General features: G+C 72.7%; 27 protein-coding genes. 13 read left to right on the forward strand and 14 right to left on the reverse strand.

The genetic code is table 11. The annotated features are described in order from the left end of the window. Positions 1–2: 2 nt before the first annotated feature. The 3 genes from paaD to paaI are packed head-to-tail and all read left to right on the forward strand — an operon-like array spanning position 3 to position 2,014. Positions 3–506 (forward strand): 1,2-phenylacetyl-CoA epoxidase subunit PaaD, encoded by a 504-nt coding sequence (paaD, locus tag LN652_RS19615; protein ID WP_230442264.1) that lies wholly within the window; start codon positions 3–5, stop codon positions 504–506. A 2-nt stretch (positions 507–508) separates the two neighbouring features. After that, positions 509–1,558, forward strand: a complete 1,050-nt coding sequence (paaE, locus tag LN652_RS19620) for a 1,2-phenylacetyl-CoA epoxidase subunit PaaE (protein ID WP_230442265.1) — start codon at positions 509–511, stop codon at positions 1,556–1,558. 9 nt (positions 1,559–1,567) lie between these two features. Further along, entirely contained in the window at positions 1,568–2,014 is a 447-nt protein-coding gene (gene paaI, locus LN652_RS19625) for a hydroxyphenylacetyl-CoA thioesterase PaaI (protein WP_230442266.1), read from the forward strand. Here the strand turns inward: paaI and LN652_RS19630 are convergent. Next, positions 1,983–2,612 carry a TetR/AcrR family transcriptional regulator gene (locus LN652_RS19630; RefSeq protein WP_230442267.1) on the reverse strand — a complete coding sequence of 210 codons (630 nt, stop codon included), beginning with the start codon at positions 2,610–2,612 and terminating at the stop codon, positions 1,983–1,985. The genes paaI and LN652_RS19630 overlap by 32 nt on opposite strands. 226 nt (positions 2,613–2,838) lie before the next feature. Here LN652_RS19630 and LN652_RS19635 point away from each other — a divergent pair, with 226 nt between their 5' ends. The 3 genes from LN652_RS19635 (at position 2,839) to LN652_RS19645 (ending at position 7,144) form a co-directional block, all read left to right on the forward strand. Then, positions 2,839–4,953: a DEAD/DEAH box helicase gene (locus LN652_RS19635; RefSeq protein ID WP_230442268.1), complete on the forward strand. Its 2,115-nt coding sequence runs from the start codon at positions 2,839–2,841 to the stop codon at positions 4,951–4,953. 88 nt (positions 4,954–5,041) lie between these two features. Then, the gene (locus LN652_RS19640; RefSeq protein ID WP_230442269.1) at positions 5,042–5,512 is read left to right on the forward strand and encodes a DUF5709 domain-containing protein; all 471 of its coding nucleotides are present in this window, start codon (positions 5,042–5,044) and stop codon (positions 5,510–5,512) included. A gap of 378 nt (positions 5,513–5,890) precedes the next feature. Further along, positions 5,891–7,144 carry an HNH endonuclease signature motif containing protein gene (locus LN652_RS19645; protein WP_230442270.1) on the forward strand — a complete coding sequence of 418 codons (1,254 nt, stop codon included), beginning with the start codon at positions 5,891–5,893 and terminating at the stop codon, positions 7,142–7,144. Positions 7,145–7,191: 47 nt separating this feature from the next. Here LN652_RS19645 and LN652_RS19650 read toward each other — a convergent pair whose 3' ends face one another. Further along, positions 7,192–7,470 carry a hypothetical protein gene (locus LN652_RS19650; protein ID WP_230442271.1) on the reverse strand — a complete coding sequence of 93 codons (279 nt, stop codon included), beginning with the start codon at positions 7,468–7,470 and terminating at the stop codon, positions 7,192–7,194. 242 nt (positions 7,471–7,712) lie between these two features. On the opposite strand from LN652_RS19650, the gene LN652_RS19655 reads away from it, so the two are divergent. After that, complete coding sequence (locus LN652_RS19655; RefSeq protein WP_230442272.1) at positions 7,713–8,921, forward strand: IS30 family transposase; 1,209 nt, start codon at positions 7,713–7,715, stop codon at positions 8,919–8,921. 183 nt (positions 8,922–9,104) lie between these two features. Here LN652_RS19655 and LN652_RS19660 read toward each other — a convergent pair whose 3' ends face one another. After that, positions 9,105–9,626, reverse strand: coding sequence for an SGNH/GDSL hydrolase family protein (locus tag LN652_RS19660; protein WP_230442273.1), 522 nt, complete (start codon positions 9,624–9,626; stop codon positions 9,105–9,107). 22 nt (positions 9,627–9,648) lie between these two features. Continuing rightward, the gene (locus tag LN652_RS19665; protein WP_230442274.1) at positions 9,649–10,425 is read right to left on the reverse strand and encodes a phosphotransferase enzyme family protein; all 777 of its coding nucleotides are present in this window, start codon (positions 10,423–10,425) and stop codon (positions 9,649–9,651) included. A 91-nt stretch (positions 10,426–10,516) separates the two neighbouring features. Between LN652_RS19665 and LN652_RS19670 the strand changes: the two genes are divergently transcribed. Then, positions 10,517–10,738, forward strand: coding sequence for a hypothetical protein (locus LN652_RS19670; protein ID WP_230442275.1), 222 nt, complete (start codon positions 10,517–10,519; stop codon positions 10,736–10,738). Positions 10,739–10,747: 9 nt separating this feature from the next. Here the strand turns inward: LN652_RS19670 and LN652_RS19675 are convergent, their stop codons facing one another. The 5 genes from LN652_RS19675 to LN652_RS19695 are packed head-to-tail and all read right to left on the reverse strand — an operon-like array spanning position 10,748 to position 15,253. Then, positions 10,748–11,491, reverse strand: coding sequence for an SDR family oxidoreductase (locus tag LN652_RS19675; RefSeq protein ID WP_230442276.1), 744 nt, complete (start codon positions 11,489–11,491; stop codon positions 10,748–10,750). Between the two features lie 9 nt (positions 11,492–11,500). Further along, the gene (locus LN652_RS19680; protein WP_230442277.1) at positions 11,501–12,169 is read right to left on the reverse strand and encodes a histidine phosphatase family protein; all 669 of its coding nucleotides are present in this window, start codon (positions 12,167–12,169) and stop codon (positions 11,501–11,503) included. Continuing rightward, a complete protein-coding gene (locus LN652_RS19685) occupies positions 12,166–13,236 on the reverse strand; it encodes a phosphotransferase family protein (protein ID WP_230442278.1) in 1,071 nt (356 codons plus the stop codon). The genes LN652_RS19680 and LN652_RS19685 overlap by 4 nt, the downstream gene beginning before the upstream one ends. Next, a complete protein-coding gene (locus tag LN652_RS19690; RefSeq protein ID WP_230442279.1) occupies positions 13,233–14,003 on the reverse strand; it encodes an SDR family NAD(P)-dependent oxidoreductase in 771 nt (256 codons plus the stop codon). Before LN652_RS19690 ends, LN652_RS19685 begins: the two co-directional genes overlap by 4 nt. Then, positions 14,000–15,253, reverse strand: a complete 1,254-nt coding sequence (locus LN652_RS19695) for an acyl-CoA dehydrogenase family protein (protein WP_230442280.1) — start codon at positions 15,251–15,253, stop codon at positions 14,000–14,002. Before LN652_RS19695 ends, LN652_RS19690 begins: the two co-directional genes overlap by 4 nt. Positions 15,254–15,293: 40 nt before the next feature. On the opposite strand from LN652_RS19695, the gene LN652_RS19700 reads away from it, so the two are divergent. After that, on the forward strand, positions 15,294–15,899 hold the full coding sequence (locus tag LN652_RS19700) for a TetR/AcrR family transcriptional regulator (protein ID WP_230442281.1): 606 nt from the start codon (positions 15,294–15,296) through the stop codon (positions 15,897–15,899). Positions 15,900–15,911: 12 nt separating this feature from the next. Here LN652_RS19700 and LN652_RS19705 read toward each other — a convergent pair whose 3' ends face one another. Together LN652_RS19705 and LN652_RS19710 are read right to left on the reverse strand one after the other, a co-directional pair. Continuing rightward, a complete protein-coding gene (locus tag LN652_RS19705) occupies positions 15,912–17,498 on the reverse strand; it encodes an MXAN_6640 family putative metalloprotease (RefSeq protein ID WP_230442282.1) in 1,587 nt (528 codons plus the stop codon). 62 nt (positions 17,499–17,560) lie between these two features. Beyond that, positions 17,561–17,956: an adenylyltransferase/cytidyltransferase family protein gene (locus LN652_RS19710; protein ID WP_230442283.1), complete on the reverse strand. Its 396-nt coding sequence runs from the start codon at positions 17,954–17,956 to the stop codon at positions 17,561–17,563. A 53-nt stretch (positions 17,957–18,009) separates the two neighbouring features. Between LN652_RS19710 and LN652_RS19715 the strand changes: the two genes are divergently transcribed. Both LN652_RS19715 and LN652_RS19720 read left to right on the forward strand, forming a co-directional pair. Next, a complete protein-coding gene (locus LN652_RS19715; RefSeq protein WP_230442284.1) occupies positions 18,010–19,308 on the forward strand; it encodes a DUF445 domain-containing protein in 1,299 nt (432 codons plus the stop codon). Positions 19,309–19,312: 4 nt separating this feature from the next. Continuing rightward, on the forward strand, positions 19,313–19,558 hold the full coding sequence (locus tag LN652_RS19720) for an RNA-binding S4 domain-containing protein (RefSeq protein ID WP_230442285.1): 246 nt from the start codon (positions 19,313–19,315) through the stop codon (positions 19,556–19,558). Between the two features lie 6 nt (positions 19,559–19,564). Here the strand turns inward: LN652_RS19720 and LN652_RS19725 are convergent, their stop codons facing one another. Next, positions 19,565–20,374, reverse strand: coding sequence for a hypothetical protein (locus LN652_RS19725; RefSeq protein ID WP_230442286.1), 810 nt, complete (start codon positions 20,372–20,374; stop codon positions 19,565–19,567). Further along, a complete protein-coding gene (locus tag LN652_RS19730; RefSeq protein ID WP_230442287.1) occupies positions 20,371–21,267 on the reverse strand; it encodes an ABC transporter ATP-binding protein in 897 nt (298 codons plus the stop codon). The genes LN652_RS19725 and LN652_RS19730 overlap by 4 nt, the downstream gene beginning before the upstream one ends. A 139-nt stretch (positions 21,268–21,406) precedes the next feature. Between LN652_RS19730 and LN652_RS19735 the strand changes: the two genes are divergently transcribed. After that, positions 21,407–22,594, forward strand: a complete 1,188-nt coding sequence (locus tag LN652_RS19735; protein ID WP_230442288.1) for a histidine kinase — start codon at positions 21,407–21,409, stop codon at positions 22,592–22,594. Next, entirely contained in the window at positions 22,591–23,280 is a 690-nt protein-coding gene (locus LN652_RS19740; protein ID WP_230442289.1) for a response regulator, read from the forward strand. The genes LN652_RS19735 and LN652_RS19740 overlap by 4 nt, the downstream gene beginning before the upstream one ends. Positions 23,281–23,301: 21 nt before the next feature. Here the strand turns inward: LN652_RS19740 and LN652_RS19745 are convergent, their stop codons facing one another. Further along, positions 23,302–23,643 carry an FKBP-type peptidyl-prolyl cis-trans isomerase gene (locus LN652_RS19745; RefSeq protein WP_230444778.1) on the reverse strand — a complete coding sequence of 114 codons (342 nt, stop codon included), beginning with the start codon at positions 23,641–23,643 and terminating at the stop codon, positions 23,302–23,304. Positions 23,644–23,664: the final 21 nt, after the last annotated feature.

Consider the following 23,664-nt stretch of genomic DNA (forward strand, 5'->3'; position numbering starts at 1 on the left):
GCGTGGCCCGCACGCTCGAGCGCGCCCGCGCCGTGGCCGGGCGGGTCACCGACCCCGAGCTGCCGATGCTGACGCTGGCCGACCTCGGCGTGCTGCGGGACGTCGACGTGGTGGCCGACGCGCACGTGGTCGTCGACATCACCCCGACCTACTCCGGGTGCCCCGCGATGGCCGCGATGCGCGACGACCTGGTGCGTGAGCTGTCGTCGGCGGGGTTCGACCGGGTCGAGGTGCGGGTCAGCCTCGACCCCGCCTGGACGACCGACTGGATCACCCCGGCCGGGCGCGAGGCGCTCGCCGCCGCCGGCATCTCGCCCCCGGGCCCGGCGCCGCGCGCCGACGGCCCCGTCCCGCTCACGCTGCTGCCCACGGCGCGCCAGGTGCGCTGCCCCCGGTGCGACTCGCCCGCGACCGAGCTGGTCTCGGAGTTCGGGTCGACGGCCTGCAAGGCGCAGTACCGCTGCACGACCTGCCTCGAGCCGTTCGACCACCTCAAGGAGATCTGAGCATGGCCTTCCACGCGCTGCGGGTGCGCGACGTCGAGCGGCTGACCGACGACGCGGCCGCCGTGACCTTCGACGTGCCCGACGACCTGCGCGAGGTCTTCGACTTCGCGCCGGGGGAGTCGCTGACCCTGCGCCGCACCGTCGACGGCGTCGAGCACCGCCGGACGTACTCGATCTGCGCGCCCGCCGGCGCCGCGCCGCGCATCGGCGTGCGGGCGATCCCGGGCGGGCTGTTCTCGACGTGGCTGCTCGACGAGCTCGCGCCCGGGGAGACGGTCGAGGTGGCCGCGCCGTCCGGCGGGTTCCGCGCCGACCCCAGCCAGCCCGGGCGGCACCTCTGCATCGCGGCCGGCTCCGGCATCACGCCGATGCTCTCCATCGCCGCGTCGGTCCTGGCCCACCCCGACAGCACCGTCACCCTGCTCTACGGCAACCGCGAGACGACGTCCGTGATGTTCGCCGAGGAGCTCGGCGACCTGAAGAACCTCCACGGCCCCCGCTTCGACCTCGTCCACGTGCTGTCGCGCGAGCCGCGCGACGTCGAGCTCTTCTCCGGCCGGCTCGACGCCGACCGGCTGCGTCGGCTGCTGCCGCTCAAGGTGCCGCTCGCCTCGGTCGACCACGTGTGGCTCTGCGGGCCGCTCGGGCTGGTGCAGGACGCCCGCGCGGTGCTCGAGGAGCTCGGCGTCCCGCGGGAGAAGGTCCACTTCGAGCTGTTCTTCGTCGACGAGCCGCCGCCGCAGCTGCGCCACCCCGACCGCGTCGTCGAGGGCGTGACCAGCGACGTCACCGTCGTCCTCGACGGCCGCACGACGACCCACGCCGTCCCGCGCGACCAGACCGTGCTCGACTCCGCCCAGGCGGTCCGCAGCGACCTGCCGTTCGCGTGCAAGGGCGGGGTGTGCGGCACCTGCCGCGCGAAGGTGGTCGACGGCGACGTCGAGATGGTCCGCAACTACGCCCTCGAGCCGGAGGAGGTCGAGCAGCAGTTCGTGCTGACCTGCCAGACCTACCCGGTCAGCGAGGCCGTCACCGTCGACTTCGACGCCTAGGCTGCCGGGGTGACGGACACCGGACCGACCTCGCCCGCGCTGACCATGTGGGCGGCCGACCGCGCGAGCGCCGCCCTCGGCATGGTCGTCGACGACGTCGGCCCCGGACGCGCGCGCGTCTCGATGGTGGTGCGTCCCGACATGGTCAACGGCTACGACATCTGCCACGGCGGGCTGGTCGCCAGCCTGGCCGACTCGGCGTTCGGGCTGGCCTGCAACTCCCACGGCACGGTGACGGTCGCCGCGTCGTTCACCATCGACCTGCTGGCCCCGAGCCGGCTGGGCCAGACGCTGCACGCCGAGGCGCGCGAGGTGTTCCTGCGCGGCCGCTCGGGGCTCTACGACGTGACCGTGCGGGCGGACGACCCCGAGGCCGGCGAGGTCGTGGCCGAGTTCCGCGGGCGCAGCCGGTCGCTCGGCAGGCCTATCGAGCCGGATCGGCCGGCCGACGGCTGAGGCCGTCGAAGGCGAGGGTGGTGATCGCGTCGGCGAGCGCCTCGGCGCCCACCTCGTCCGCACCGCCGTGCACCCACTCGGTCAGCGAGTTGACCGTGCCGAACAGCAGCCGGCTGATCAGCAGGGGGTCGAGGTCGTCGCGCACGGCGCCCTCCGCGACCGCGGCGCGGACCATGTCGGCGAGCCGCTCGTCGATGGTGCGGCGCCGGGCGAGGGCGGCCTTCTGCACGGGGGTGTTGCCGTGCACCCGCAGCAGCAGGGTGACGGCCGGCAGGTGCTCGACCAGCACCGTCACGCTGCGGCGCACGGCGATGCGCAGGCGGGCGCCGGCGTCGAGATCGTCGGTCGCCGCGATGTCGTCGAGGGCGCCGACGAGCGCGTCGAGGGCCTCGTCGATCGCGGTGCGCAGCAGGTGCTCCTTGCTGGGCACGTGGTGGTAGATCGCCGACTTGGTCAGCCCGAGCTCGCGCGCGACGTCGCCCACGCTGGTCGCGTCGTAGCCCTGCCGGTTGAACAGCTCGACCGCCGTGCGGAGCACGGCCTGCTGGTCGTGTCCCGGCCGGCCGCGGCGGGTGGTGGTCCCGGGACTGCCCTCCATGGGGACACGCTCCCACATCGGCCGCGCCGATGTGGCCAAGAGTTGTCGGTGCGCGACCGGCGGGGGATACAGTGGAGGCAGCGTCCCGCGCCGTGCCGCACTGATCACCCCGGATCCACCGGCCCGTCTGCGACGCACTCGCTCCAACCTCCACGCCGTGGTGTGCAGGTCAGCGCCGTCCGTGGCTCGCCTGCTCCGCGACGCGTACCCAGTCCGGGAGGACACCTTGGCCCAGCGCCAGCGCTCACGCGGCGGACGACGCACCCCTGCGCACGCCCGCCACAAGGACAACGAGGGCATCGTGCCCGTGCTCGCCCGCGCCGTGCGCGAGCTCGAGTCGGCCGTGCAGCGGGGCCCGCTCGCCCCCGGCCAGCGGGTCCGGTTCCAGGTCGTCGCGCTGCTGGTGCGCGAGCACCGCGGCGACGTCAAGGGCTCCTCGGACCTCACCGACGCGCAGAAGGCCGACGAGCTCAAGCGGCTCGACGGGATCGCCACGATCCTGGCCAAGACCGCGACCCGCGACCCCTCCCTGTTCGGGCTGCTCTCGGAGGAGGCGGTGGTCACCGACAGCGCGCGCGACCTGCGCCTGGAGATGCTCCACCGGGCCGGCATCGAGCCGGTCGTGGAGGAGCCCAAGCCCGACGACGAGGCCGGCCCCGGCCTCGGCGAGCGGCGCGTGGTCCCGCGCTCGGTCGTGCAGCACCAGCTCGCGAACCCCTTCCTCGTCCCCGACTTCGGGATCGGCCGGGAGAAGCGCAGCGTCCACGGCCGGCTCTCGACGTGGGAGCTGCTCGGGCCGCTGTTCCGCTCGTTCGAGCTCGGCGGGTCCTCGTCGTGCATGGACCTCCCCGAGCCCACCTCGCTGAGCGCCCCCGGCAAGCTCGAGCTGATGCCCCACCAGGCCCGGATGATCGCCTCGGCCGCCGAGGGCCACCGCACCTTCCTGCTGGCCGACGAGCCGGGCCTCGGCAAGACCGCGCAGGCGCTGCTCGCCGCGCAGGCCGCCGACGCGTACCCGCTGCTCGTGGTCTGCCCCAACGTCGTCAAGACCAACTGGGCCCGCGAGACCGAGCGCTGGACCCCGCGCCGTCGCGCCACCGTGATCCACGGCGACGGCGACCGGGTCGACGCGTTCGCCGACGTCATCGTCGTCAACTACGAGATCCTCGACCGGCACGTCGGCTGGCTCGGCCAGTTCGGCTTCCGCGGGATGGTCGTCGACGAGGCCCACTTCATCAAGAACAAGACGTCGCAGCGCTCGCGGCACGTGCTCGAGCTCTCCGACCGGCTGCGCGCGCGCACCGCCCGCCCGCTGCTGATGGCGCTGACCGGCACCCCGCTGATCAACGACATCGAGGACTTCCGGGCGATCTGGGAGTTCCTCGGCTGGATCGACGGGACCAAGCCGATGGCACGGCTGATGGAGTCGCTCGAGGAGACCGAGCTGACGCCGGCCGACCACGCGTTCTACCCCGCCGCCCGCAAGGCCGTCATCGACATGGGCATCGTCCGCCGCCGCAAGGTCGACGTCGCCGAGGACATCCCGGCCCGCCGGATCGCCGACATCCCGGTCGAGCTCGACGACGAGGACACCCGCTCGATCCGCGCCGCCGAGGAGGACCTCGCCCGCCGCCTCGTCCAGCGCTACAGGGCCGCGCTGGAGACCCGCCGCACGGGCTCGGTGGTCGAGGGCATCGACCACGAGCTGGTGCGCCGCGTCGCGACGTGGGAGCGCGAGGAGATGGACCAGGGCACCGGCGGCGAGAACGTGTTCTCGATGTTCCGCCGGATCGGCCGCGCCAAGGCCGGGCTCGCCGCCGACTACGCCGCCCAGCTGGCCCGCAACGTCGGCAAGGTGGTCTTCTTCGCCCGCCACGTCGACGTCATGGACATCGCCGAGGACACCTTCACCCGCCGCGGGCTCAAGCACACCTCGATCCGTGGCGACCAGACGCCGAAGGCGCGCGAGAAGGCCATCGAGGCCTTCGTCAACGACCCCAGCGTCCAGGTCATCGTCTGCTCGCTGGCCGCGGCCGGCGTCGGCGTGAACCTCCAGGTCGCCTCCAACGTGGTGCTCTCCGAGCTCTCCTGGACCGACGCCGAGCAGACCCAGGCCATCGACCGGGTCCACCGCATCGGCCAGAGCGACCCCGTGACGGCGTGGCGGATCATCGCGGCGCAGACCATCGACACCCGCATCGCCGAGCTGATCGACTCCAAGGCCGGCCTCGCCGCCCGGGCGCTCGACGGCTCCGACGAGGAGGTCTCGTCCTCGGCCAACATCCAGACCGAGGCCCTGGTCGCGCTGCTCACCGACGCGCTGGAGCGCGAGCTCGGCTGACCCCGCGTCTGCTCGGTGGTCGAAGCGTCGAGACCACTTCACCCTGGTGGGCCTTGTCCGGCTCTGCGCGGTTGGACATGCTCGTGGCATGAGTGAGGATCGCGAGAACTACCTCGACATGTCCGTCGACGACGAGGACCAGCTGCAGCCCGAGGACACCCTCGCGGACGGCGACCTGGAGGACGTGCTGGACCGCGGGTACTCCCCGCCGGACCGCGCCCCGAAGGGCTACGACGACTACCCGACCGAGGCCGAGCGCCTGCGCGGGGAGTCGCTCGACGAGAAGCTGGCCGAGGAGGAGCCCGACGTCGACCCCTACGCCGAGGAGGACGACGACTCCGACCACGAGGACGAGAACGCCCTCGACGAGAAGCTCGGGCTCGACGAGGCAGACGCCCGTGCCGGTCGCCTGGTCCAGCCCGACGAGGGGCTGGGGGAGGACACCGACAAGCAGGAGCTCGCCATGGACGTCGGCATCGACGGTGCTGGAGCCTCCGCCGAGGAGGCCGCCATGCACATCACGCGGGGTCCGGACCCCGACGCGCGCGAGGACTACTGAGCCCTCCGTCGAACGGCCGCTCCGGGTTGTCCGGGGCGGCCGTTCGCCATGCTGGCACTCTGTTCGAGGAGTGACGAGGTCCCGGCACGAGACCCCTCGACCATGGACAGCAGATCCTCCACGGGTGTCGGTACCCCTTGCTCACGCATTCGAACAGGTGTACGATCGTGCGTAGCACGCCGGTCCGGAACGGTTCTCTCGTCTGAGGTGACGGAGGGCCCGGGACCGGGTCAGTCACCCATAGAACCCGTGGTGGTGCTCACGGGATGCCGTAGGGCTCACAGGTGACGCCAGGCCTTCGATGCCACCCCATGCCTCACCGCTCCGCCCCGGACCCGGGCGGTTGTCAGTGACGTGCGTGCGAGGAGGTGGCTCTGGATGGCCCTGGTGGATCCGGTGGAGCAGCTGCATCCGATCGTGGAGTGCGCCGTGGACCTGCGTGCGTCGTTGAAGGGTGTGGCGCCGGTGGAGCCGGTGTTCATGTCGGTGGGGGAGAAGCGGGCGGCGCTGGTGGAGCTGGTGGCGGCGCGGTCGCAGCTGGACGGGCTGCTCTCGCGGGTGCTGGCGGCCTCGGACGACGTCGGGACGGTGGAGGGTTCTCGGGACGCGGTTCCGTGGGTCGCGGCCGAGACGCGGTCCACGCGGCGTGAGGTACGCCGCGACCTGGCGCTGGGGCGTGGGCTCGAGCGGCATCCGGACGTGGCCGCAGCGCTGCACTGTGGTGACCTGCGCTCGGAGCAGGCGCGGGCGATCGTCGAGGCGGTGGATGCGCTGCCGGACCGTGTCGACGTCGCCGTGCGGGAGGAGGCCGAGGCGAGGCTGCTGGCCTACGCGCGGCTGCATGATGCGAGGGCGTTGCGGCAGATCGGGAAGCGGATCCTGGACGTGGTGGCACCCGAGGTGGGGGAGTCGGCCGAGGCCGACGCGCTGGCCGAGGAGGAGCGCCGGGCGGCGGAGTCGGTGTCGTTCTCGATGTCGGACGACGGTGAGGGCCGCTGCCACGGCCGGTTCACGGTCCCCTCGCACGTGGGTGCGATTCTGCGGCGGATCCTGCAGGCGTTGGCGAACCCGGCCCGCCACCACACCGAGGGGGACCTGCGCGACGAGAACGGTGTGTGGAAGCCGTCGCGGCGGCGGATGGGTGAGGCGTTCGTGGAGTACGTCGAGCGGTACCCGCTGGACGCGGCCCCGCAGACCGCGGGCGTCAACGCCACCGTCGTCATCACGATGACGCTGGAGCAGCTGCTGGGTGAGCACGCGGTCGCGCTGCTGGACGACGGCACGCGGATGTCGGCGGCCCAGGCCCGCCGGCTGGCGTGCGAGGCCGGGATCGTCCCGGTGGTGCTCGGCGGTGACGGGCAGGTGCTGGACCTGGGACGGTCGCGGCGGCTCTTCAGCAAGGCGCAGCGGATCGCGCTGGGGTTGCGGGACGGCGGGTGCACCGCGAAGGGGTGTGAGACGACCGCGTCGGGGTGTCATGCCCACCACGACGATCCGTGGTCCAACGGTGGCGCGACCGATCTGGCGAACGGGCGGTTGCTGTGCCCGCGCCACCACCGCCTGGCCCACGACCCGCGCTACGCCAAGACCATCCACGCCGACAACCAGGTCAGCTTCACCATGCGGACGTGAGGAACGGTGTGATCGAGCAACAAGCGCTCATGACGAGATGAGGCCATCTACTGGACGTCGGTCCACGCCGCCTCGAACTCCGCAGCCGTGATCTCGCGCTGAGGCCAGTTCTCAGACTCGTCCAAGCGCGCCTGACCGAGGCCGCCGTACTCATCCTCGTCGTGGTCGGGGCCGTAGCGGAGGGTAGGGCCAGTGTCATAGATCTCGATCTGGCGCAGCGGCCAGGAGTCCCCGTCGACCTCGAACAGCCACGTCGATGAGCCCCGATGGTCGTTCTCGTCACCCCGGGACTCGTCCCAACGCCACTTGAACCATCGCTTCGCCATAGGTCCGCAGCCTGCCAGGGAACGTCCGCACATGCCGCGTTGAGGGCGGCTACGCTCGCCCGGATCTGCCGCGATCAGCTCGACCGGATCTGCCGAGGTGAGTGCGGTCGTTGGCAGAGTGGCCGACCGCTGTGCCGTCCCAGGGCGAGCAGCCCCCTTCAGCGCATGTGCGGCGGATGTGGCCCTGCATCGGCACTTGGGTTCAGTGGGTGATCGCAACACCTGATCATCGAGGTGTTGGTATGCAGGCACGTGGAGGGCGGCCGAGGCCGCCGGCCGAGACGGTTGCCCGGTTCTGGGCTGAGATTCGTCGAGGTTCGTCGCACGAAGATGCTGCGGTGGCTGTGAATGTGACGCGCAGGACGGGCAACAGGTGGTTCAACGAGCGTGGCGGCGTGATGCCCCCGATCGGCTCGGGTCGTCGCTCGAGGAGCTTGTCGTTCGCCGAGCGCGAGGAGATCGCGCTGCTACGCGTGCTCGGTGCAGGAGTGCGAGAGCTCGATCGCTCGCCCTCGACGATCAGTCGCGAGCTGCGACGCGTCCAGCACCATGGCAAACGCCCCGCCCGACGTCGGCTGGAGTACCGGGCATCGACGGCACAGGCCGATGCCGATCGCCAGGCTCTGCGCCCGAAACAGGCGCGGCTGGCGACCAACGACCGGCTGCGCGACGAGGTGCAGTCCAGACTGGTCGATGACCACAGTCCCGAGCAGATCGCCCGACGACTGCGCGAGGACTTCCCCGACGATCCGGAGATGTGGGTGTCGCACGAGACGATCTACCAGTCGCTCTACGTCCAGAGCCGCGGTGCGCTCAAGCGCGAGCTGGCCAAGCACCTGCGCACCGGCAGGACCGTACGCAAGCCCCACCGCAAGAGTGACCAGCGGCGCGAACGGTTCGCCGAGATGGTGATGATCAGCGAACGCCCCGCCGAGGTCGAGGACCGCGCTGTGCCCGGGCACTGGGAAGGCGACCTGATCCTCGGCTCGGCCCAGTCGGGGTCGGCGGTGGGCACGCTGGTCGAACGGACAACCCGGTTCGTGATGCTGCTCCACCTGCCTGGCGGCCACAGCGCCGACATCGTGCAGGAAGCGATGGTCGCGAAGATGGCGACGCTGCCTGAGCAGCTGCGAGTCTCGCTGACCTGGGACCAGGGCAGCGAGATGGCCAACCACGTCCAGATCGCCGAGGCGACCGGACTCGACATCTACTTCTGCGACCCACACTCGCCCTGGCAGCGAGGCAGCAACGAGAACACCAACGGGCTCCTGCGTCAGTACCTGCCCAAGGGCGCCGACCTGAGTTTCTACGGCCCCGGGATGCTCGACAACATCGCCGCTCAACTGAACCGCCGACCACGCAAGACCCTGAAGTGGCGCACTCCTGCCGAAACCCTCGACGCGCTACTGTCCGGAGAGTCCGAACCGCCTGGTGTTGCGACCACCGGCTGAATCCGCCGCAACTTCGAGGGCGAGAACCGCCGCACGTGCGGCAACGGTGGGCGAGCGTCGCACACGTGTCCGAGATCTGGCCCTAGAACTGCTGGACGGAGGGCATCAAGTCGGACACGTGTGACCGAACGGGGGGCTCGCGTGGAGCGCGACCGCGAGCCACGACGCTCGCGGTCCCTCACCTCACGCCGTCGGGCGGGCGAGCTCGGCGATCGCGGGCAGCACGACCCGGTAGCCCGCTCCGCTGAGGTGCAGTCCGTCGTCGACGAACGCACGCGCGCCGAGGGGCTCGATGAGCCGCTCCGCGTGCACGACCTGCGCGGCGACATCGCGGAGGACGGCCAGGGCGGCGTCCCGGTACGCATCGATGACGGCGTTCGTCCGGTCATGCGTCCCGGTCAGGCGCGCCTCGTCGACACCCGGGGGCGCGACGTACACGATCCGTCGACAGGGCACGGACCGCGTGAAGTCGTCGAGGGCGCCCACGAACGACGTCAGCGGGACCTGCTTCCACGGCGCGGCGTCGTTGGTGCCGACCGAGACGACGACCACGTCGTCGGCGGTGAGACCGGCTGAGGCCGCCTGGCCGGGGAGGTGCCGGACGGACGCGCCACCCACCGCTGCGTTCCGGACGTCGGGGCCCAGCACCGAGAGGTCGCGGCGGACCCGTGCCAGATGGCTGTCGCCCACGAGCACGATGCGCACGCGCGTCACGCTACCGGGCCGCTCACGGGCGGAGCAGGTGGGCGTTCTCGCGCACCCACCGGACCTCACCGGCCGCCCACTCCTGGCTCCCGTCCGCGACCCAGGTGCGCTGCGGCTCGACGCCGGCCTCGGCCAGCGAGAGCTCCAGCGCCATCGTCGCCTCCATCCGGGTCGCGACCGTCTCCGCGACGTCGAAGGCGGGCAGGCCGTCACCGTAGGCGTCGAGGAAGACGCGGACCCGGTCGGCGCGGTCGGGGACCGACGGGAAGTGGTGCCAGGTCAGGGCCATCTCGTCGTCGCGGGTCGGCGTGAACCACTGCAGCGCGTACGCCACGTCGTCGAGGCGCGGCCCGCGGTGCAGGAAGTCCCAGTCGATCAGGCCGACGGCCTCGCCGTCGCGCCACACCATGTTCCACGGCCCGACGTCGCCGTGGCACCAGACCGTCGGCTCGGTCCCCGGGTCGACGTGGGGTGCGCCGAAGACCGCGCCCGCTGGCGGCTCCCAGCCCGCCGACGCGTCGTGGATCGTCCGCAGCAGCCGTGCCGCCGACCGCAGCCCGGCCTCCGAGTGCTGGTGCCGCCACCCGTCGCCGCCCGACTCGCCCTCGATCTCGCGCAGCGTCTCGACGTCGCCGGAGATCCCCAGCGGCTCGGGCACGCAGGTGACGCCCCGGCCGCGCAGGTGCCGGAGGAACGCGTGCACCGTCGGCGTCCAGGCCGACGCCGGGCGGGTGACCACACCGCCCTCGAGGTCGACGGGGCGCAGTGCCCGGCTGACGGCGTCGTCGGTGGGAGCCATGTCCGGAACGTAGCCCGTCCGCGCCGGCAGGGCACGCGAGTTCCCGGCGAGTACGACCCGTCGCAGGCTCCCGTGTGCGAGAGTCGCGCCCGTGAGCTGGGACTGGAGCAGGGTGAACCCGCGAGGCGGCATGACCGCCACGATGGCGAAGGTGCTGGCGGCCGCGATGCTGCTGTCCGGCCTCAGCTCGGCGTCCGTGGCCGCCGACATGGACGGCGGGTGGCGCTGGCTCTCGATCGGCAGCGCGCTGCTGTGCCTGTCGGTCGCCGCGTGGATCACCGCGGCCGCAGCCGGACTGGTGCGCCGGGGCTGAGGTCCGGCCTCAGGCCATCCGGCGCAGCAGGCCCACCGGCAGCCGCTTGACCACGAACCCGAGCGGCACCCACGGCCAGGCCGGGACGACGGCCGACGCCTTCTGCTTCTCGATCGCCTCGACCATTGACCGCACGCCCTTCTCGGTCGACACCATGAGCGGCGTACGGGCCGACGTCCCGGACATCTCGGACTCGATGTAGCCGGGGTAGAGCACCGTCACCTTGATCGGCGTGCCGTGCACGTCGGCGCGGAAGCCCTCCGCGAGGTGCGCGACAGCGGCCTTGGTGGCGGCGTACGTCGTGATGTTGCGCGGCATGCCACGCAGCGCGGAGAACGACGACACCATCACCAGGTGCCCGTGCCCCTGGGCGCGGAAGATCGCCGCTGCGGCCTCGGTCTGCGCGAGCGCCCCGATCACGTTGGTCTCGGCCGTCTGCCGGTTGGCGTCGAAGCGGCCCGTGCCGAGCGGCTGGCCCTTGCCGAGGCCGGCGTTGACGACGACCCGGTCGAGGCCGCCGAGCTCGTCGCGGAACTCGTCGAAGACCCGGAACACCGCGTCGTGGTCGGTGACGTCGAGCGCGCGCACGGCGACGCGCACGTCGGGGTGGGCGCCGAGGATCTCGGCGCAGAGCTCCTCGAGGCGGTCGGTGCGGCGGGCGCAGAGCGCGAGGTCGTGGCCGCGGGCGGCGAGCTGGCGCGCCATCTCCGCGCCGAGGCCGCTGCTGGCGCCGGTGATCAGGGTCGTCGACATGGGGTGTTCCTAGCGGTAGGTCACGAGGTCGGGGGAGAGGTGGTCGTGGGCGTTGAAGGACACGAGGGTGGTCCCGCGGGAGCCGCGCACGACGGTGGACGTGCCGGTGTTGACCGAGACCGGGTTGAGCCGCAGCCACAGGGCGGTGCGGGCGTCGGCGTCGTCGGCGAGCAGCGACGCGCACGCCCAGGCGACCGGTCCACCGCTGGTGAGCACGACGGCCGTCCCCCTCCGGCCGAGCCGCTCGGCGAGCCCGGTGAGCGCTGCCGAGACGCGGGAGGTGAAGGCCCCGAAGGACTCGTCGTAGGCGTCGTCGTGGTCGCCGGAGGTCCACCGCAGCGTGGCCTCCTCGAACCAGCGCTGGAAGGCAGCCTTCTCGGACTCGCCCTCCGCCGACGACGGCCGGTCGTGGACGGCGAGCACCTGCAGGTGGTCGAACTCGTCCCACCCGGCGTCGACGTCGACGCCCGCGTCCCAGCTGGCTCCCGCGAGGACGCCGTCGGCGGTCTGGGCGTGGCGGCGCATCCGTCCGGTCACGACCAGGTCGGGGGAGACGCCTCGGGCGGCGAGCGCGCGACCGAGCACGCGGGACTGCTCGTGCCCGGTGTCGGACAGCTGGTCGTAGTCGGCCGCGCCGAAGGACGCCTGGCCGTGCCGGACCAGCAGGATGCTGCTCACCCGACCAGCCCGTCGAGCCGGCGACCGACGATCCGGACGGCCGGGCCGAAGAGCGCGTACATCTCGTTCGTCGTCTGGCCGTGGAAGAACCGGTAGTAGATCTGCTGGGCGATCACCGCGAGCCGGAAGAGGCCGAACACCTCGTAGAAGCGCCACTGCTCGGGGGTGACCGACCGGCCGGTGCGCTCGGCGTAGGCCGCGACGAGCTCGTCGCGGGTGAGCATCCCCGGCAGGTGGGTCGGCACCCGGCGGACCATCTGGAAGTCCTCCGGGTCGTCGGCCTGCACCCAGTAGGCCATCGACCCGGCGAGGTCCATCAGCGGGTCGCCGAGGGTGGCCATCTCCCAGTCGAGGACGCCGACGACGCGGGTCACGTCGTCGGGGTCGAGCACCAGGTTGTCGAGCTTGAAGTCGTTGTGGATCACGCAGGTCGCGACGTCGTCGGGCTGGTGCGCGTCGAGCCACGCCATCACCTGCTCGAGGTCGGGCACGTCCTCGGTGCGGGCGTCGCGGTAGCGCCGCGACCAGCCCTCGACCTGGCGGCGGACGTAGCCGTCCCCCCTGCCGAGGTCGGCGAGGCCGGCCGCGTCCGGGTCGATGCCGTGCAGCTCGGCCAGCACGTCGACGGCGTGCAGGCACAGCGCGCGGGCCTGCTCGGGCGTGAGCGGGACGTCGTCGGGCCACTCGCTGCGCGGGATCACGCCCTCGACGCGGTCCATCGCGTAGAAGTCCGCCCCCATCACGTCGGGGTCCTCGCAGAACGCGACCATCGGCGCGACGTAGTCGAAGACCGGCGCCAGCCGGGACTGGATGAGGTGCTCGCGGTGCATGTCGTGCGCGCCGCGGGCCTTGGTGCCGCGCGGGGCGCGGCGCACGATGAGGTCGCGCCCGGACGGATAGCGCAGCAGGTAGGTCAGGTTGGAGGCGCCGCCGGTGAACTGGCGGACCTCGGGGTCGCCCTCGAGGCCGGTGGCGTCGTCGGCGTGGGTACGCAGCCACGCGGCGACGCGCGCCACGTCGAAGGCGTCCTCCTCGCGCACCTCGCGCGCGCCCGGGACGGCGGTCACCGCTCGCCCCCGAGGGCCTCCAGCTTGGCGGCCTGGTCGCGCATCACCGCGTCGTAGCCGGGGCGGTCGGCCCACTTGAGGCGGAACGCCTGGCGCGCGGCCTCGTCGGGCACGATGACGGCGTCCCCGGCCTCGATCCCGGCGAGCACGGACGCCGCGACCTCCTCGGCGGTGACCCGGGACCGCTCGACCAGCCCGCCGACGACCTGGCCGACGAGCGCGTCCGAGCCCTGCATCGAGTCCATCAGGTTGGTCCGGAAGTACGACGGGCACACCACGCTGGCGCGGATGCCCCAGCCCGCGAGCTCGTGGCCGCAGGTCTCGGTGAAGGCGACCACCGCCGCCTTGACGGCGTTGTAGGACGCCATCCCGGCCGGGTGCACGAGCCCGGCGAGGGAGGCGACGTTGACCAGGTGGCCGGAGCCCTGCTCCTTGAGCAGCGGCACGAAGGCGCGCGTGCCGCGCACGGCGCCGAACAGGTTGATGTCGGTGATCCACTGCCACTCGTCGAGCGTGCAGACGTCGACCCGCCCGCCGCCGGCCACGCCGGCGTTGTTGACCAGCACGTCGAGGCCGCCCCAGCGCTCGCGCACCGCGGCGACCGCCGCCTGCCAGTCGTCGTCGGACGTGATGTCGAGGCGGAGGTCGACGCCGTCGCCGGCGACGCGGTCGGTCGCGAGCACCTCGTCGCCGCGGTCGCGGAACGCCGCGGTCAGCGCCGCGCCGAGGCCGGAGGCCGCCCCGGTGACCAGGACCCGGCGGCTCACGAGGTGTGCTTCCCGAGCTCGATCTTGGCGACCACGTTGCGGTGCACCTCGTCCGGCCCGTCGGCCAGGCGCAGCGTGCGCGCGCCGACCCACGCGTTGGCGAGCGGGAAGTCGTCGGAGACGCCGGCGCCGCCGTGCAGCTGGATCGCGGTGTCGATGACGTCGAGCGCCATGTTCGGCACCTCGACCTTGATCTCGCTCACGGCGGAGTACGCCTCCCGGCTCATGCCCTGGTCGAGCAGCCACGCGGCGTGCATGACCAGCAGGCGCGAGCGGTTGATCGCGATCCGGGCGTCGGCGATCCGCTCGCGGTTGCCGCCGAGGTTGGCGATCGGCTTGCCGAACGCGGTGCGCGACACCGCGCGGGCGCACGCCAGCTCGAGCGCGCGCTCGGCGAGACCGATGGCGCGCATGCAGTGGTGGACGCGGCCGGGGCCGAGCCGGCCCTGGGCGATCTCGAACGCCCGACCGGGGCCGAGCAGGATGTGGGACGCCGGCACGCGCACGTCGTCGAAGGACACCTCGCCGTGGCCGAGCGGCTCGTCGTAGTAGCCCATCGTGGTGAGCATCCGCTCGACCGTCACGCCCGGGGCGTCGCGGGGGACGAGCACCATCGTGTGCCGCGAGTGCCGGTCGGCGTCGGGGTCGGAGAGCCCCATGAAGACCAGCACCTTGCAGTCGGGGTTGCCGACGCCCGTCGACCACCACTTGCGACCGTTGATGACGACCTCGTCGCCGTCGAGGTGGGCGGTCGCGGCCATGTTGGTCGCGTCGGAGGAGGCCACGTCCGGCTCGGTCATGCAGAACGCGCTGCGGATCTCAGCGCGCAGCAGCGGCTCGAGCCACTGCGCCTTCTGCTCCTCGGTGCCGTAACGGAGCAGCACCTCCATGTTGCCCGTGTCGGGGGCGTTGGAGTTGAAGACCAGGGGAGCGAGGAAGGAGCGCCCCATCGCCTCGGCGACCGGGGCGTAGTCGACGTTGCTGAGCCCCGCGCCGCCGTCGGTGCCGAAGTGGGCGGCGTAGCGCCCGGCGTGCTCGGCGGGGAGGAACAGGTTCCACAGTCCCTGCGCGCGCGCCTTCGCCTGGAGCTCGGCGATCACCGGGTCGGGGGTCCAGTGGTCGCCGCCGGACTCGCGCAGCCGGGTGGTGCGGGCGTGCACCTCGGCCTCGACCGGCTCGACCTCGTCGGTCACGAACGTGCGCACGCGGTCGCGGAGGTCGGCGGCGCGGGGGGAGAGCGAGAAGTCCATGTCATTGACCTTGGCACACTGTTGAGCAATGCTCAACAGTGTGTCCGACGTCGATGCCGAGCCCGCGGTCCCCGTCCGTCGCCGGCTCTCGGCGCAGGACCGCCGCCGCCAGCTTGTCGGCATCGGCCTGGCGATGATCGTCGAGAAGCCGATCCAGGACCTCTCGCTCGACGACGTCGCGGCGGAGGCCGGCATCTCCCGCGGGCTGCTGTTCCACTACTTCCCGACCAAGACGGACTTCTACCTCGCGTGCATCGCCGCGGCCGGTCGTCGGATGCTGCGCAACACGGCGCCCGACCCGACGCTCCCGCCCGAGGAGCAGGTGGTGGCGACGACCCGGCGGATGGTCGAGCAGATCGAGCGGCGGCGCGGGTTCTACCTCGCGCTGGTGCACGGCCACGCCGTCGCCGACCCGCGGGTGGGCGAGGTGATGGAGTCGGTGCGCGACGTCAGCACCGAGCGGGTCGTCGCGGCGCTCGGCGTCCCCGAGCGGCAGCGCGACGTCGTCCGCGCCTGGTGGGCCTACACGGAGGACCGGGCGCTCACCTGGTCGGCAGTGCCGACCGGCGAACGCCCGGTCCCGGTGTCCGTGCTGGTCGCGGAGTGCGTCGCGGCGCTCCACGCCCTGCTGGCCCTCAGGCCGTGAGGGCCGTGCGCGTCAGCGCTTGACGACGCGCCCCGTCACGGTGAAGCGCGCCTTGTCGTCCAGCGGCAGGCCCTTGCACGCGAGCACGGTGTTCCTGCCGCAGCGGTAGCGGGTGGAGGCGTTGACCAGGGTCACCGACACCGCGGCGACCTGCTTCCCGCCGAACTTCACCTTCATCCGGCCGTCGCCGGCGCGGTTGAGCTTGACGATCTTGACCTGGCGCTTGCCGTTGGTGCGGTGCACGACGACGACCGCGGCCGGCGAGGTGGCCTTGACCGGGCCGTTGACGGCGACCTGCAGCCGCCACTTCTTCGCGCCCAGGCCCTTGCCGGGGGCGTAGACGTAGGAGGCGGACGCGAGGTGGTTGATCCGGGTGCTGAACCGCTTGGTGCGCTTCTTCTTGCTCAGCGCCTTGCCGCCGCGGACCTTCGGGGTCGGGTACGCCGCGCCCTCGGGGTAGGTGGCGGCCGGCGTGAGGTTGCCGGCGGCGAACCTGGCGTAGACCTTGGTCAGCCCGCCCTTCTTCCTCAGCACCTTCTGCAGCGCGGCGATGCTGTTCTTCCCGCCGTCCGACTTCAGCGAGCCGGCCTGCGACCACGCCTTGTGCACGATGTCGTTGCCGTAGAGCGTGGAGAGGTACTCCCAGAAGACCCAGTTGCCGTACTGGTAGCCCTCGTTGCGGCTGAACAGGTCGAGCGGGAGGTACGGCGCGTAGATCTGGCTCCAGGGGAGGTACTGGCGGTTGTCGTCGACCGCCGTCGCGATCCGCTCCTCCATCCAGGTGGCCGTGGACTCCATCATCCACGGGTCCTCGGCGTAGTCGTAGGCGTACTGGACGGCGTGGAAGAACTCGTGGGCGGCGGTGACCGTCAGGTTGTCGGTCGGGGTGCCGTTGGGGAACTGGGAGGCGGCGAAGTCGTTGTCGAGCACGCAGTAGCCCGACGCGGTGCGGCGCTTGACCTTGGACTCACCGGCGCAGAAGCCGTAGATGTCGCCGCCGAGGTCCTTGAGGTAGACGTCGAACAGCGGCGAGCCGCCGCGGGCGCCGTCGGCCAGCGGGGCGCGGTAGCCGAGCTGGTCGACCTCCTGGGTCCAGACGGAGTCCATCACCGCGAGGTTCTGGGCGACCCAGTCGACCGACGGCGGGGCGTCGGTGCCGGTCGGCACGTAGTGGACGCACAGGCGGGCGTTGCACAGCGGCGCGGCCTCGGGGACGGTGTAGCCGAAGCCCTGGTTGTCGGCGGCGCCGTCGGTGGGGCGGGCGAGGATGCTCTCGGCGACCCGGCGCTGCTGGCCGCTGAGGCGGTCCTTCTTCATCCAGAGGTCGCGCAGCGCGATCGTCGGGGAGGGGTCGCGCGGCAGCGCGTCGCCGCCGAGCACCCGGCGGGCGGTGGCGAGCGCCTCGCCCGGGGTGGCCTCGTCCTCGAGGGTCGGCAGCGCCCGCTCGGGGGTGAGCTCCAGCGCCTCGGCCGGGGTCGGCACCGAGGGCGCACCGGGGCGGCCGGCGGGGCGGGTGTGGTCGGCTGCCACGGCCGGCGCAGACAGCGCCGCACCGCCCCACAGGGCGACGACCACGGCGGTGGTGACGATTCTGCGCATGTGTGTCCTCTTGGTTGTCATCTCGCGTCAGACCCTAACCCAGCGGGCGGGCCCCGGGACGCTCAGAGATCGGCGATGTGCTCGATGATCGCGGTGGTCGAGATCGCCGGCGTCCGCTCGAGGTAGACCACCTCGCAGACGTCGCCGAACTCGTCGAACTTCCCGGCCCAGTCGTCGCCCATGACGAGCACGTCCGCGCCGTGCTCGACGATGTAGTCGCGCTTCTGCTCCAGGCTCTCCTCGACGAAGACCGCGTCGACCACCTTGAGCGCGCCGACGATGGCGAGCCGCTCGCGCTCGCTGAAGACCGGGACGCGCCCCTTCTTGCGCTCGTTGAGCGCGTCGGCGGAGACGCCCACGACCAGCCGGTCACCGAGGGCCGCGGCCCGCTCGAGCACGCGGAGGTGCCCGACGTGGAACACGTCGAACGTCCCGAAGGTGATGACGGTGCGAGGCATGCGGCGCATTCTGGCACGCGGCGCGTCACGTGGTCTGGGGGAGGATGTCCCGCATGACCGCCAGCCCGACCACCGCTCCCGCGAGCCGCACCGGTCCCGTCCCGCTCCTCACCCCGGACCCGGGGGCAGACGAGGCACGCCGGCGCGGCCTGCGGCAGATGCGCACGCTCGCCGTGGGGCTGCTCGTGCTCGCCGCGTGCGTCTACGTCGCCACGCTCGGCCGCGACGGCTTCTGGGGCTTCGTCAACGCCGGCGCGGAGGCGTCGATGGTGGGCGCCATCGCCGACTGGTTCGCGGTGACCGCGCTCTTCAAGCACCCGCTGGGGCTGCCGATCCCGCACACCGCGCTGGTGCCCAAGCGCAAGGACGAGCTCGGCAAGGGCCTCGAGGAGTTCGTGGGGGAGAACTTCCTGCAGGAGGAGATCATCCGCGAGCGGGTCGCGGCCGCGACGATCTCGGCCCGGGTCGGCGACTGGCTCGCCGACCCCGCCAACGCCCGCCGGGTGGTCGACGAGGCCTCGGACGTCGCAGCGATCGCGCTGGACAAGGTCCGCGACGAGCACGTCGCCGACCTGGTCACGCACGCACTGGTGCCGCGGTTCCGCGAGGAGCCGATCTCGCCGCTGCTCGGGACGATGCTGATGGAGGTGCTGCGCGACGACCTGCACCACGGGCTCGTCGACCTCGCGCTCGACGAGATGCACCGCTGGCTGATGGAGAACCCCGACACGTTCTCCAGCGTCCTGGAGGAGCGCGCGCCGTGGTGGGCGCCACCCAAGCTCAACGACGCGGTCACCTCGCGGCTGCACGTCCAGGCGCTCGCGTGGCTCGAGGACATCCGCCACGACCCGCACCACCGCGCGCGCGAGGCCCTCGACTCGATGCTCGGCCAGCTCGCGACCGACCTGCTCCACGACGACCAGACCCGCGCTCGGGCCGAGGCGCTCAAGGAGCGTCTGCTCGACCACCCGCAGGTGGTGACGACCGCCATCTCGCTGTGGAAGGCGATGCGCGCGGCGCTGCTCGCGTCGGTCCGCGACCGCGACGGCGCGGTGCGCGTACGCCTCCTGGCCGAGCTCAACGCGTTCTCCCAGCGGCTGCGCGAGGAGCCGGCGCTGCGCGAGCGGCTGGACCGCTACGCCGCCGACAGCGCCGTCTTCCTCATCGGCCGCTACGGCGCCGAGCTGACCACGGTGATCACCCACACCATCGAGCGCTGGGACGGCAAGGAGGCGGCGCGCCGCATCGAGCTGCACGTCGGGCGGGACCTGCAGTTCATCCGGATCAACGGCACGATCGTCGGTGGTCTCGTGGGCGTGCTGATCCACGCGCTGAGCCTGCTGGTTCACTGATCCCATGCCCGAGCCCATCGACGTCCCGATCCGCGACGAGTCCATCCGGCTCGGCCAGTTCCTCAAGCTGGCCAACCTGGTGGAGACCGGCGCGGAGGCCAAGCCGGTGCTCGCCGACGGGGCGGTGCAGGTCAACGGGGAGGTCGAGACGCGCCGGGGCCGCCAGCTCGCCCCCGGTGACGTCGTCACGCTGGGCGGGCTGGCGGCCCGGGTGGCCACCGGGGACGTCGAGGTCGACGTCCCCTGGTGACAGTCGCTACTTCACCTCGCGGTTGAGCACCCGGTAGGTGCCGACCGCCAGCGGCAGCAGCACCCACGCCGCGACGCCGGTGGCGAGCTGCGCCCAGTCCTGGCCGCCCATCTCGCCGGCGAACAGCGGGACGGTGACGCGGTCCAGGTTGAGCCACGCGCCGGCGTCCTCGAGGCTCGAGATCAGCGTGGTGGCGATGCTCCACACGCTGGGCAGCACCAGGACGGCCACGATGGCGATCGGCGTGTTGAGGAACAGCAGGCCGAACGCGACGCCCTGCAGGACGTAGAGCATCAGGGCGAGGGTGATGCCCGCGCCGGCCGCGAGGGGGAGGTCCCACTCGCCGGTGCCGGCGACCACGTTGACGAGGGCCGAGGCGACGAAGGCGAACGCGAGCACGACGGCCGCGAACGCGAGGCTCGCGAGCGCCTTGGCCAGCACGACGCGTCCGCGCCGCGGCTCGAGGGTGAAGGTCACCAGGCCGGTGCGCTGCGACCACTCGGCGGTCGCGGCCATCACGCCGAGGATCGGCAGGACCATGGCCAGCGGCAGCGTGGAGAGCTGGAGCAGACCGTTGAACGACGAGTCCTCGGCCGAGCCCCAGAGGACGACCGCGACCAGGATGATCGCGGCGAGCGCGGTCATCACGACGATCATCCAGAACCCGGCCCGCGTGTCGACCATCTTGCGCAGCTCGGCGCGCAGCGTGCGGCCGAACGGCACGCCCGGGCGGCCCTCGAGGGGCGTCGGCGTGTGCTGGCCGCCGGCGGAGCCGCCGACGGCGGGTGCGGTGGTGGTGGTGACGTCGGTGCTCATGCTGCGTCTCCTTCGCGAGAGGTGGCGGCCGTGAGGCCCAGGAACATCTCCTCGAGGCCCTCGGAGCCGCCGGAGCGCAGCTCGAGGAGCACGACCTGCTCGGCGGCCGCGACCTTGCCGACCACGGCGGCCTCGGCGTCGACCACGAGCCCGTTGCCGGTGCGGGAGAACGCAACCCCGGCCTGCTCGAGGAGGCCCGCGAGGCGGGCGTCGTCGGTGGAGTGGACGGTGGTGCCGCCCCGACTGAGGAGCTCCTCCTTGGAGCCCATCGCCACGATCCGGCCGCGGCCGATCATGACCAGGTCGTCGGCGACGATCTGCACCTCGTGCAGGAGGTGGCTCGACAGCAGCACGGTGCCGCCGCCGTCGGCGAAGGTGCGCAGCAGCCCGCGCATCCAGTGGATGCCCTGCGGGTCGAGGCCGTTGGCCGGCTCGTCGAGGATCAGGACCTGCGGCTCCCCGAGCAGCGCGGCCGCGAGGCCGAGGCGCTGGCGCATGCCGAGGGAGTAGTTGCGGACCCGGCGGCCGGCCTCCTCGTCGGTCAGGCCGACCAGCGACAGCACCTCGTCGACGCGCTGCTTGCCCACGCCGACCGACACGGCGGCGACCCGCAGCACCTCCCGCCCGGTGCGGCCGGGGTGCTGGGCCGAGGCGTCGAGCATGACGCCGACCTGCCGGCCCGGGTTGTGCAGCTCGCGGTAGGGCTGGCCCAGGATGGTGGAGCGCCCGGACGTCGCCGGGGTCAGCCCGGTCATCATCCGCATGGCGGTGGACTTGCCGGCTCCGTTGGGTCCGAGGAAGCCGACGACGCTGCCGGGTCGCACCTCGAACGAGATGCCGTCCACGGCGGTGAACCCGCCGTAGCGCTTGGTGAGGTTCTCGACTGTGATCATGGCTCCAGCCTGCTCGGCCGGGAGGTCGACCACATCGGGCGCAGGGGTCGCCGGTGTCCGACCGGGGTATCGACCTCGGGGTGCCCCGCGATACCCGGGTCGGACGTCGACCGGGTCACGCGGGTCCTACGCTCGGGGCATGCCGCGCCGACAGGACGACCTCGCGCCCCGCGTCGGCCGGTGGGGCTCGACCTGGCGCTACGTCCTCGCCCTCGTGATCAGCGCGCTGGTGTGGGGCGCGCCGCTGGTCAGCGCGACCGAGCGCGCCTCCGGCGCCGCCATGACGTGGTTCCTGTGGGGCGACCCCGCGCTGGGGCTGGTGTCGTTCGTGCTCGTCCGGTGGCGCCACCGGTACCCCGCGACGATCGCCCTGGTGGTGACCGCCTTCGGCTGCGTCTCGGCCGCCAGCGCGGGTCCCGCCTCGTGGGTGGTGGGGTCGTTGGCCTCCCACCGCCGCTGGCGGTTGCTGGCGCTGGTCGTCCCGCTGAGCATCCTGTCCGGCGTGGTCCAGGAGCGCGTCGGCATCTCCGAGGACGCCCTGCCGCTGTGGGTGGCCCTCGCCTTCGGGGTGCTGGTCAACGGCATCCTCGTCGCCACCGGCAACGCGATGGGCTCCCAGCGCCAGCTCGTGGAGTCCTACCGCGACCGGGCCCTCACCGCCGAGCGCGAGCAGCAGGCGCGGGTGGCGCAGGCGCAGGCCGCCGAGCGCACCCGGATCGCCCGGGAGATGCACGACGTGCTCGCCCACCGGATCTCGCTGGTGGCGATGAACGCGGGGACGCTCAGCTATCGCTCCGACCTGTCCGCCGAGGAGCAGGCCACGGCCGCCCGCTCGATCGAGGAGAACGCCCACCGGGCGCTGTCGGACCTGCGCGCGGTGCTCGGCGTGCTGCGCGACCCGGCCCGGCCGACCGACGGGTTGCCCGAGCGACCGCAGCCGGGCATCGAGGCGGTGGCCGGCCTGGTGGCCGAGGAGGCGGGCGGCGGGATGCGCGTACGCCTCACCGACCGGGTCGGGGGGGAGGTGCCGGCCGCGACCGGGCGCACGGCCTACCGGATCGTGCAGGAGGCCCTCACCAACGTGCGCAAGCACGCGGCCGGGACGACGGTGACCGTCGACCTCGCGGGCACGCCCGCCGACGGGTTGAGCATCGAGGTGCGCAACGCGGCGCCCGTCGCGCGGCCCCGCGGGTCCGGCCTGCCCGCGTCGGGCCTGGGCCTGATCGGCCTCGCCGAGCGGGCGGCGCTGGCCGGCGGCCGGATCAGCCACGGCGTCGAGCCCACCGGCGGCTACGCCGTGCGGGCATGGATACCGTGGGACTCGTGAGCGGCACCTCGGGAGACGGCACGGCGCAGATCTCGCTCGCGGTCGTCGACGACGACCCGATGGTGCGCGCGGCCCTGGGCATGATGCTCGGCGGCGGGTCGGGGATCCGGGTGGTCGCCGAGGCGGGCGACGGCGAGGAGGCGCTCACCGTCGTGCCGGCGTCGGGCGCCGACGTCGTGCTGATGGACATCCGGATGCCGGTGCGCGACGGGCTCAGCGCCACCGAGGAGCTGCTGGCCGCGCACCCCGACCTCAAGATCATCGTGCTGACCACGTTCGACACCGACGACATGGTGCTGCGTGCGCTGCGCACGGGCGCCGCCGGCTTCCTGCTCAAGGACACGCCGCCGGCCCGACTGGTCGAGGCGATCCGCGCGGTCGCGTCCGGCCAGCCGATGCTGTCGCCCAGCGTCACCGCCCAGCTGATCGCCGCGGTGACCCGCGCCGAGCCGGCCGGGGACGTGCGCGACCGGGCGAGCGAGGCCCGCGACGTCCTGGCGGTGCTCACCGAGCGCGAGCGCGAGGTGGCTGACGGGGTGGCCCGCGGCCTCAGCAACGCCGAGATCGCCGCGGAGCTGTTCATGGGGGTGCCGACGGTGAAGACCCACGTCGGACGGTTGTTCACCAAGCTGGGCGTCGAGAACCGGGTGCAGGTCGCGATCCTGGTCCACGACGCCCAGCAGTGAGGCGCGGGGTCGGGCTCGGGGTCAGCGGACCTCGAGCAGGTCGACCACGAAGATCAGGGTCTCGCCCGGCTTGATCACGCCGCCGGCGCCGCGGTCGCCGTAGCCCAGGTGCGGCGGGATGACGAGGCGGCGGCGGCCGCCGACCTTCATGCCCTGGACGCCGGTGTCCCAGCCGGAGATGACCTGGCCGATGCCGAGGCGGAACTGCAGCGGGGTGCCCCGGTTGTAGGAGGCGTCGAACTCCTCGCCGCTGGAGTGGGCCACGCCCACGTAGTGGACCGAGACGGTCGACCCGGAGGTGGCCTCGGCGCCGTCGCCCTCCACGAGGTCGGTGACCTCGAGGTCGGCGGGCACCTCGCCCATGTGCGGGTCGACGTCGGGCTT

Source organism: Nocardioides okcheonensis, from assembly GCF_020991065.1.
Taxonomy (GTDB): domain Bacteria; phylum Actinomycetota; class Actinomycetes; order Propionibacteriales; family Nocardioidaceae; genus Nocardioides; species Nocardioides okcheonensis.

What these genes read in the sequence shown, in the direction of transcription:
- LN652_RS19745 (WP_230444778.1), bottom strand. Translation starts at nt 23,643, where the DNA reads ATGGGCGAGGTGCCCGCCGACCTCGAGGTCACCGACCTCGTGGAGGGC.
- LN652_RS19710 (WP_230442283.1), bottom strand. Translation starts at nt 17,956, where the DNA reads ATGCCTCGCACCGTCATCACCTTCGGGACGTTCGACGTGTTCCACGTC.
- LN652_RS19665 (WP_230442274.1), bottom strand. Translation starts at nt 10,425, where the DNA reads ATGGCTCCCACCGACGACGCCGTCAGCCGGGCACTGCGCCCCGTCGAC.
- LN652_RS19720 (WP_230442285.1), top strand. Translation starts at nt 19,313, where the DNA reads ATGCCCGAGCCCATCGACGTCCCGATCCGCGACGAGTCCATCCGGCTC.
- LN652_RS19695 (WP_230442280.1), bottom strand. Translation starts at nt 15,253, where the DNA reads ATGGACTTCTCGCTCTCCCCCCGCGCCGCCGACCTCCGCGACCGCGTG.
- LN652_RS19725 (WP_230442286.1), bottom strand. Translation starts at nt 20,374, where the DNA reads ATGAGCACCGACGTCACCACCACCACCGCACCCGCCGTCGGCGGCTCC.
- paaE (WP_230442265.1), top strand. Translation starts at nt 509, where the DNA reads ATGGCCTTCCACGCGCTGCGGGTGCGCGACGTCGAGCGGCTGACCGAC.
- LN652_RS19730 (WP_230442287.1), bottom strand. Translation starts at nt 21,267, where the DNA reads ATGATCACAGTCGAGAACCTCACCAAGCGCTACGGCGGGTTCACCGCC.
- LN652_RS19645 (WP_230442270.1), top strand. Translation starts at nt 5,891, where the DNA reads ATGGCCCTGGTGGATCCGGTGGAGCAGCTGCATCCGATCGTGGAGTGC.
- LN652_RS19675 (WP_230442276.1), bottom strand. Translation starts at nt 11,491, where the DNA reads ATGTCGACGACCCTGATCACCGGCGCCAGCAGCGGCCTCGGCGCGGAG.
- LN652_RS19640 (WP_230442269.1), top strand. Translation starts at nt 5,042, where the DNA reads ATGAGTGAGGATCGCGAGAACTACCTCGACATGTCCGTCGACGACGAG.
- LN652_RS19715 (WP_230442284.1), top strand. Translation starts at nt 18,010, where the DNA reads ATGACCGCCAGCCCGACCACCGCTCCCGCGAGCCGCACCGGTCCCGTC.
- LN652_RS19630 (WP_230442267.1), bottom strand. Translation starts at nt 2,612, where the DNA reads ATGGAGGGCAGTCCCGGGACCACCACCCGCCGCGGCCGGCCGGGACAC.
- LN652_RS19650 (WP_230442271.1), bottom strand. Translation starts at nt 7,470, where the DNA reads ATGGCGAAGCGATGGTTCAAGTGGCGTTGGGACGAGTCCCGGGGTGAC.
- LN652_RS19735 (WP_230442288.1), top strand. Translation starts at nt 21,407, where the DNA reads ATGCCGCGCCGACAGGACGACCTCGCGCCCCGCGTCGGCCGGTGGGGC.
- LN652_RS19705 (WP_230442282.1), bottom strand. Translation starts at nt 17,498, where the DNA reads ATGCGCAGAATCGTCACCACCGCCGTGGTCGTCGCCCTGTGGGGCGGT.
- LN652_RS19655 (WP_230442272.1), top strand. Translation starts at nt 7,713, where the DNA reads ATGCAGGCACGTGGAGGGCGGCCGAGGCCGCCGGCCGAGACGGTTGCC.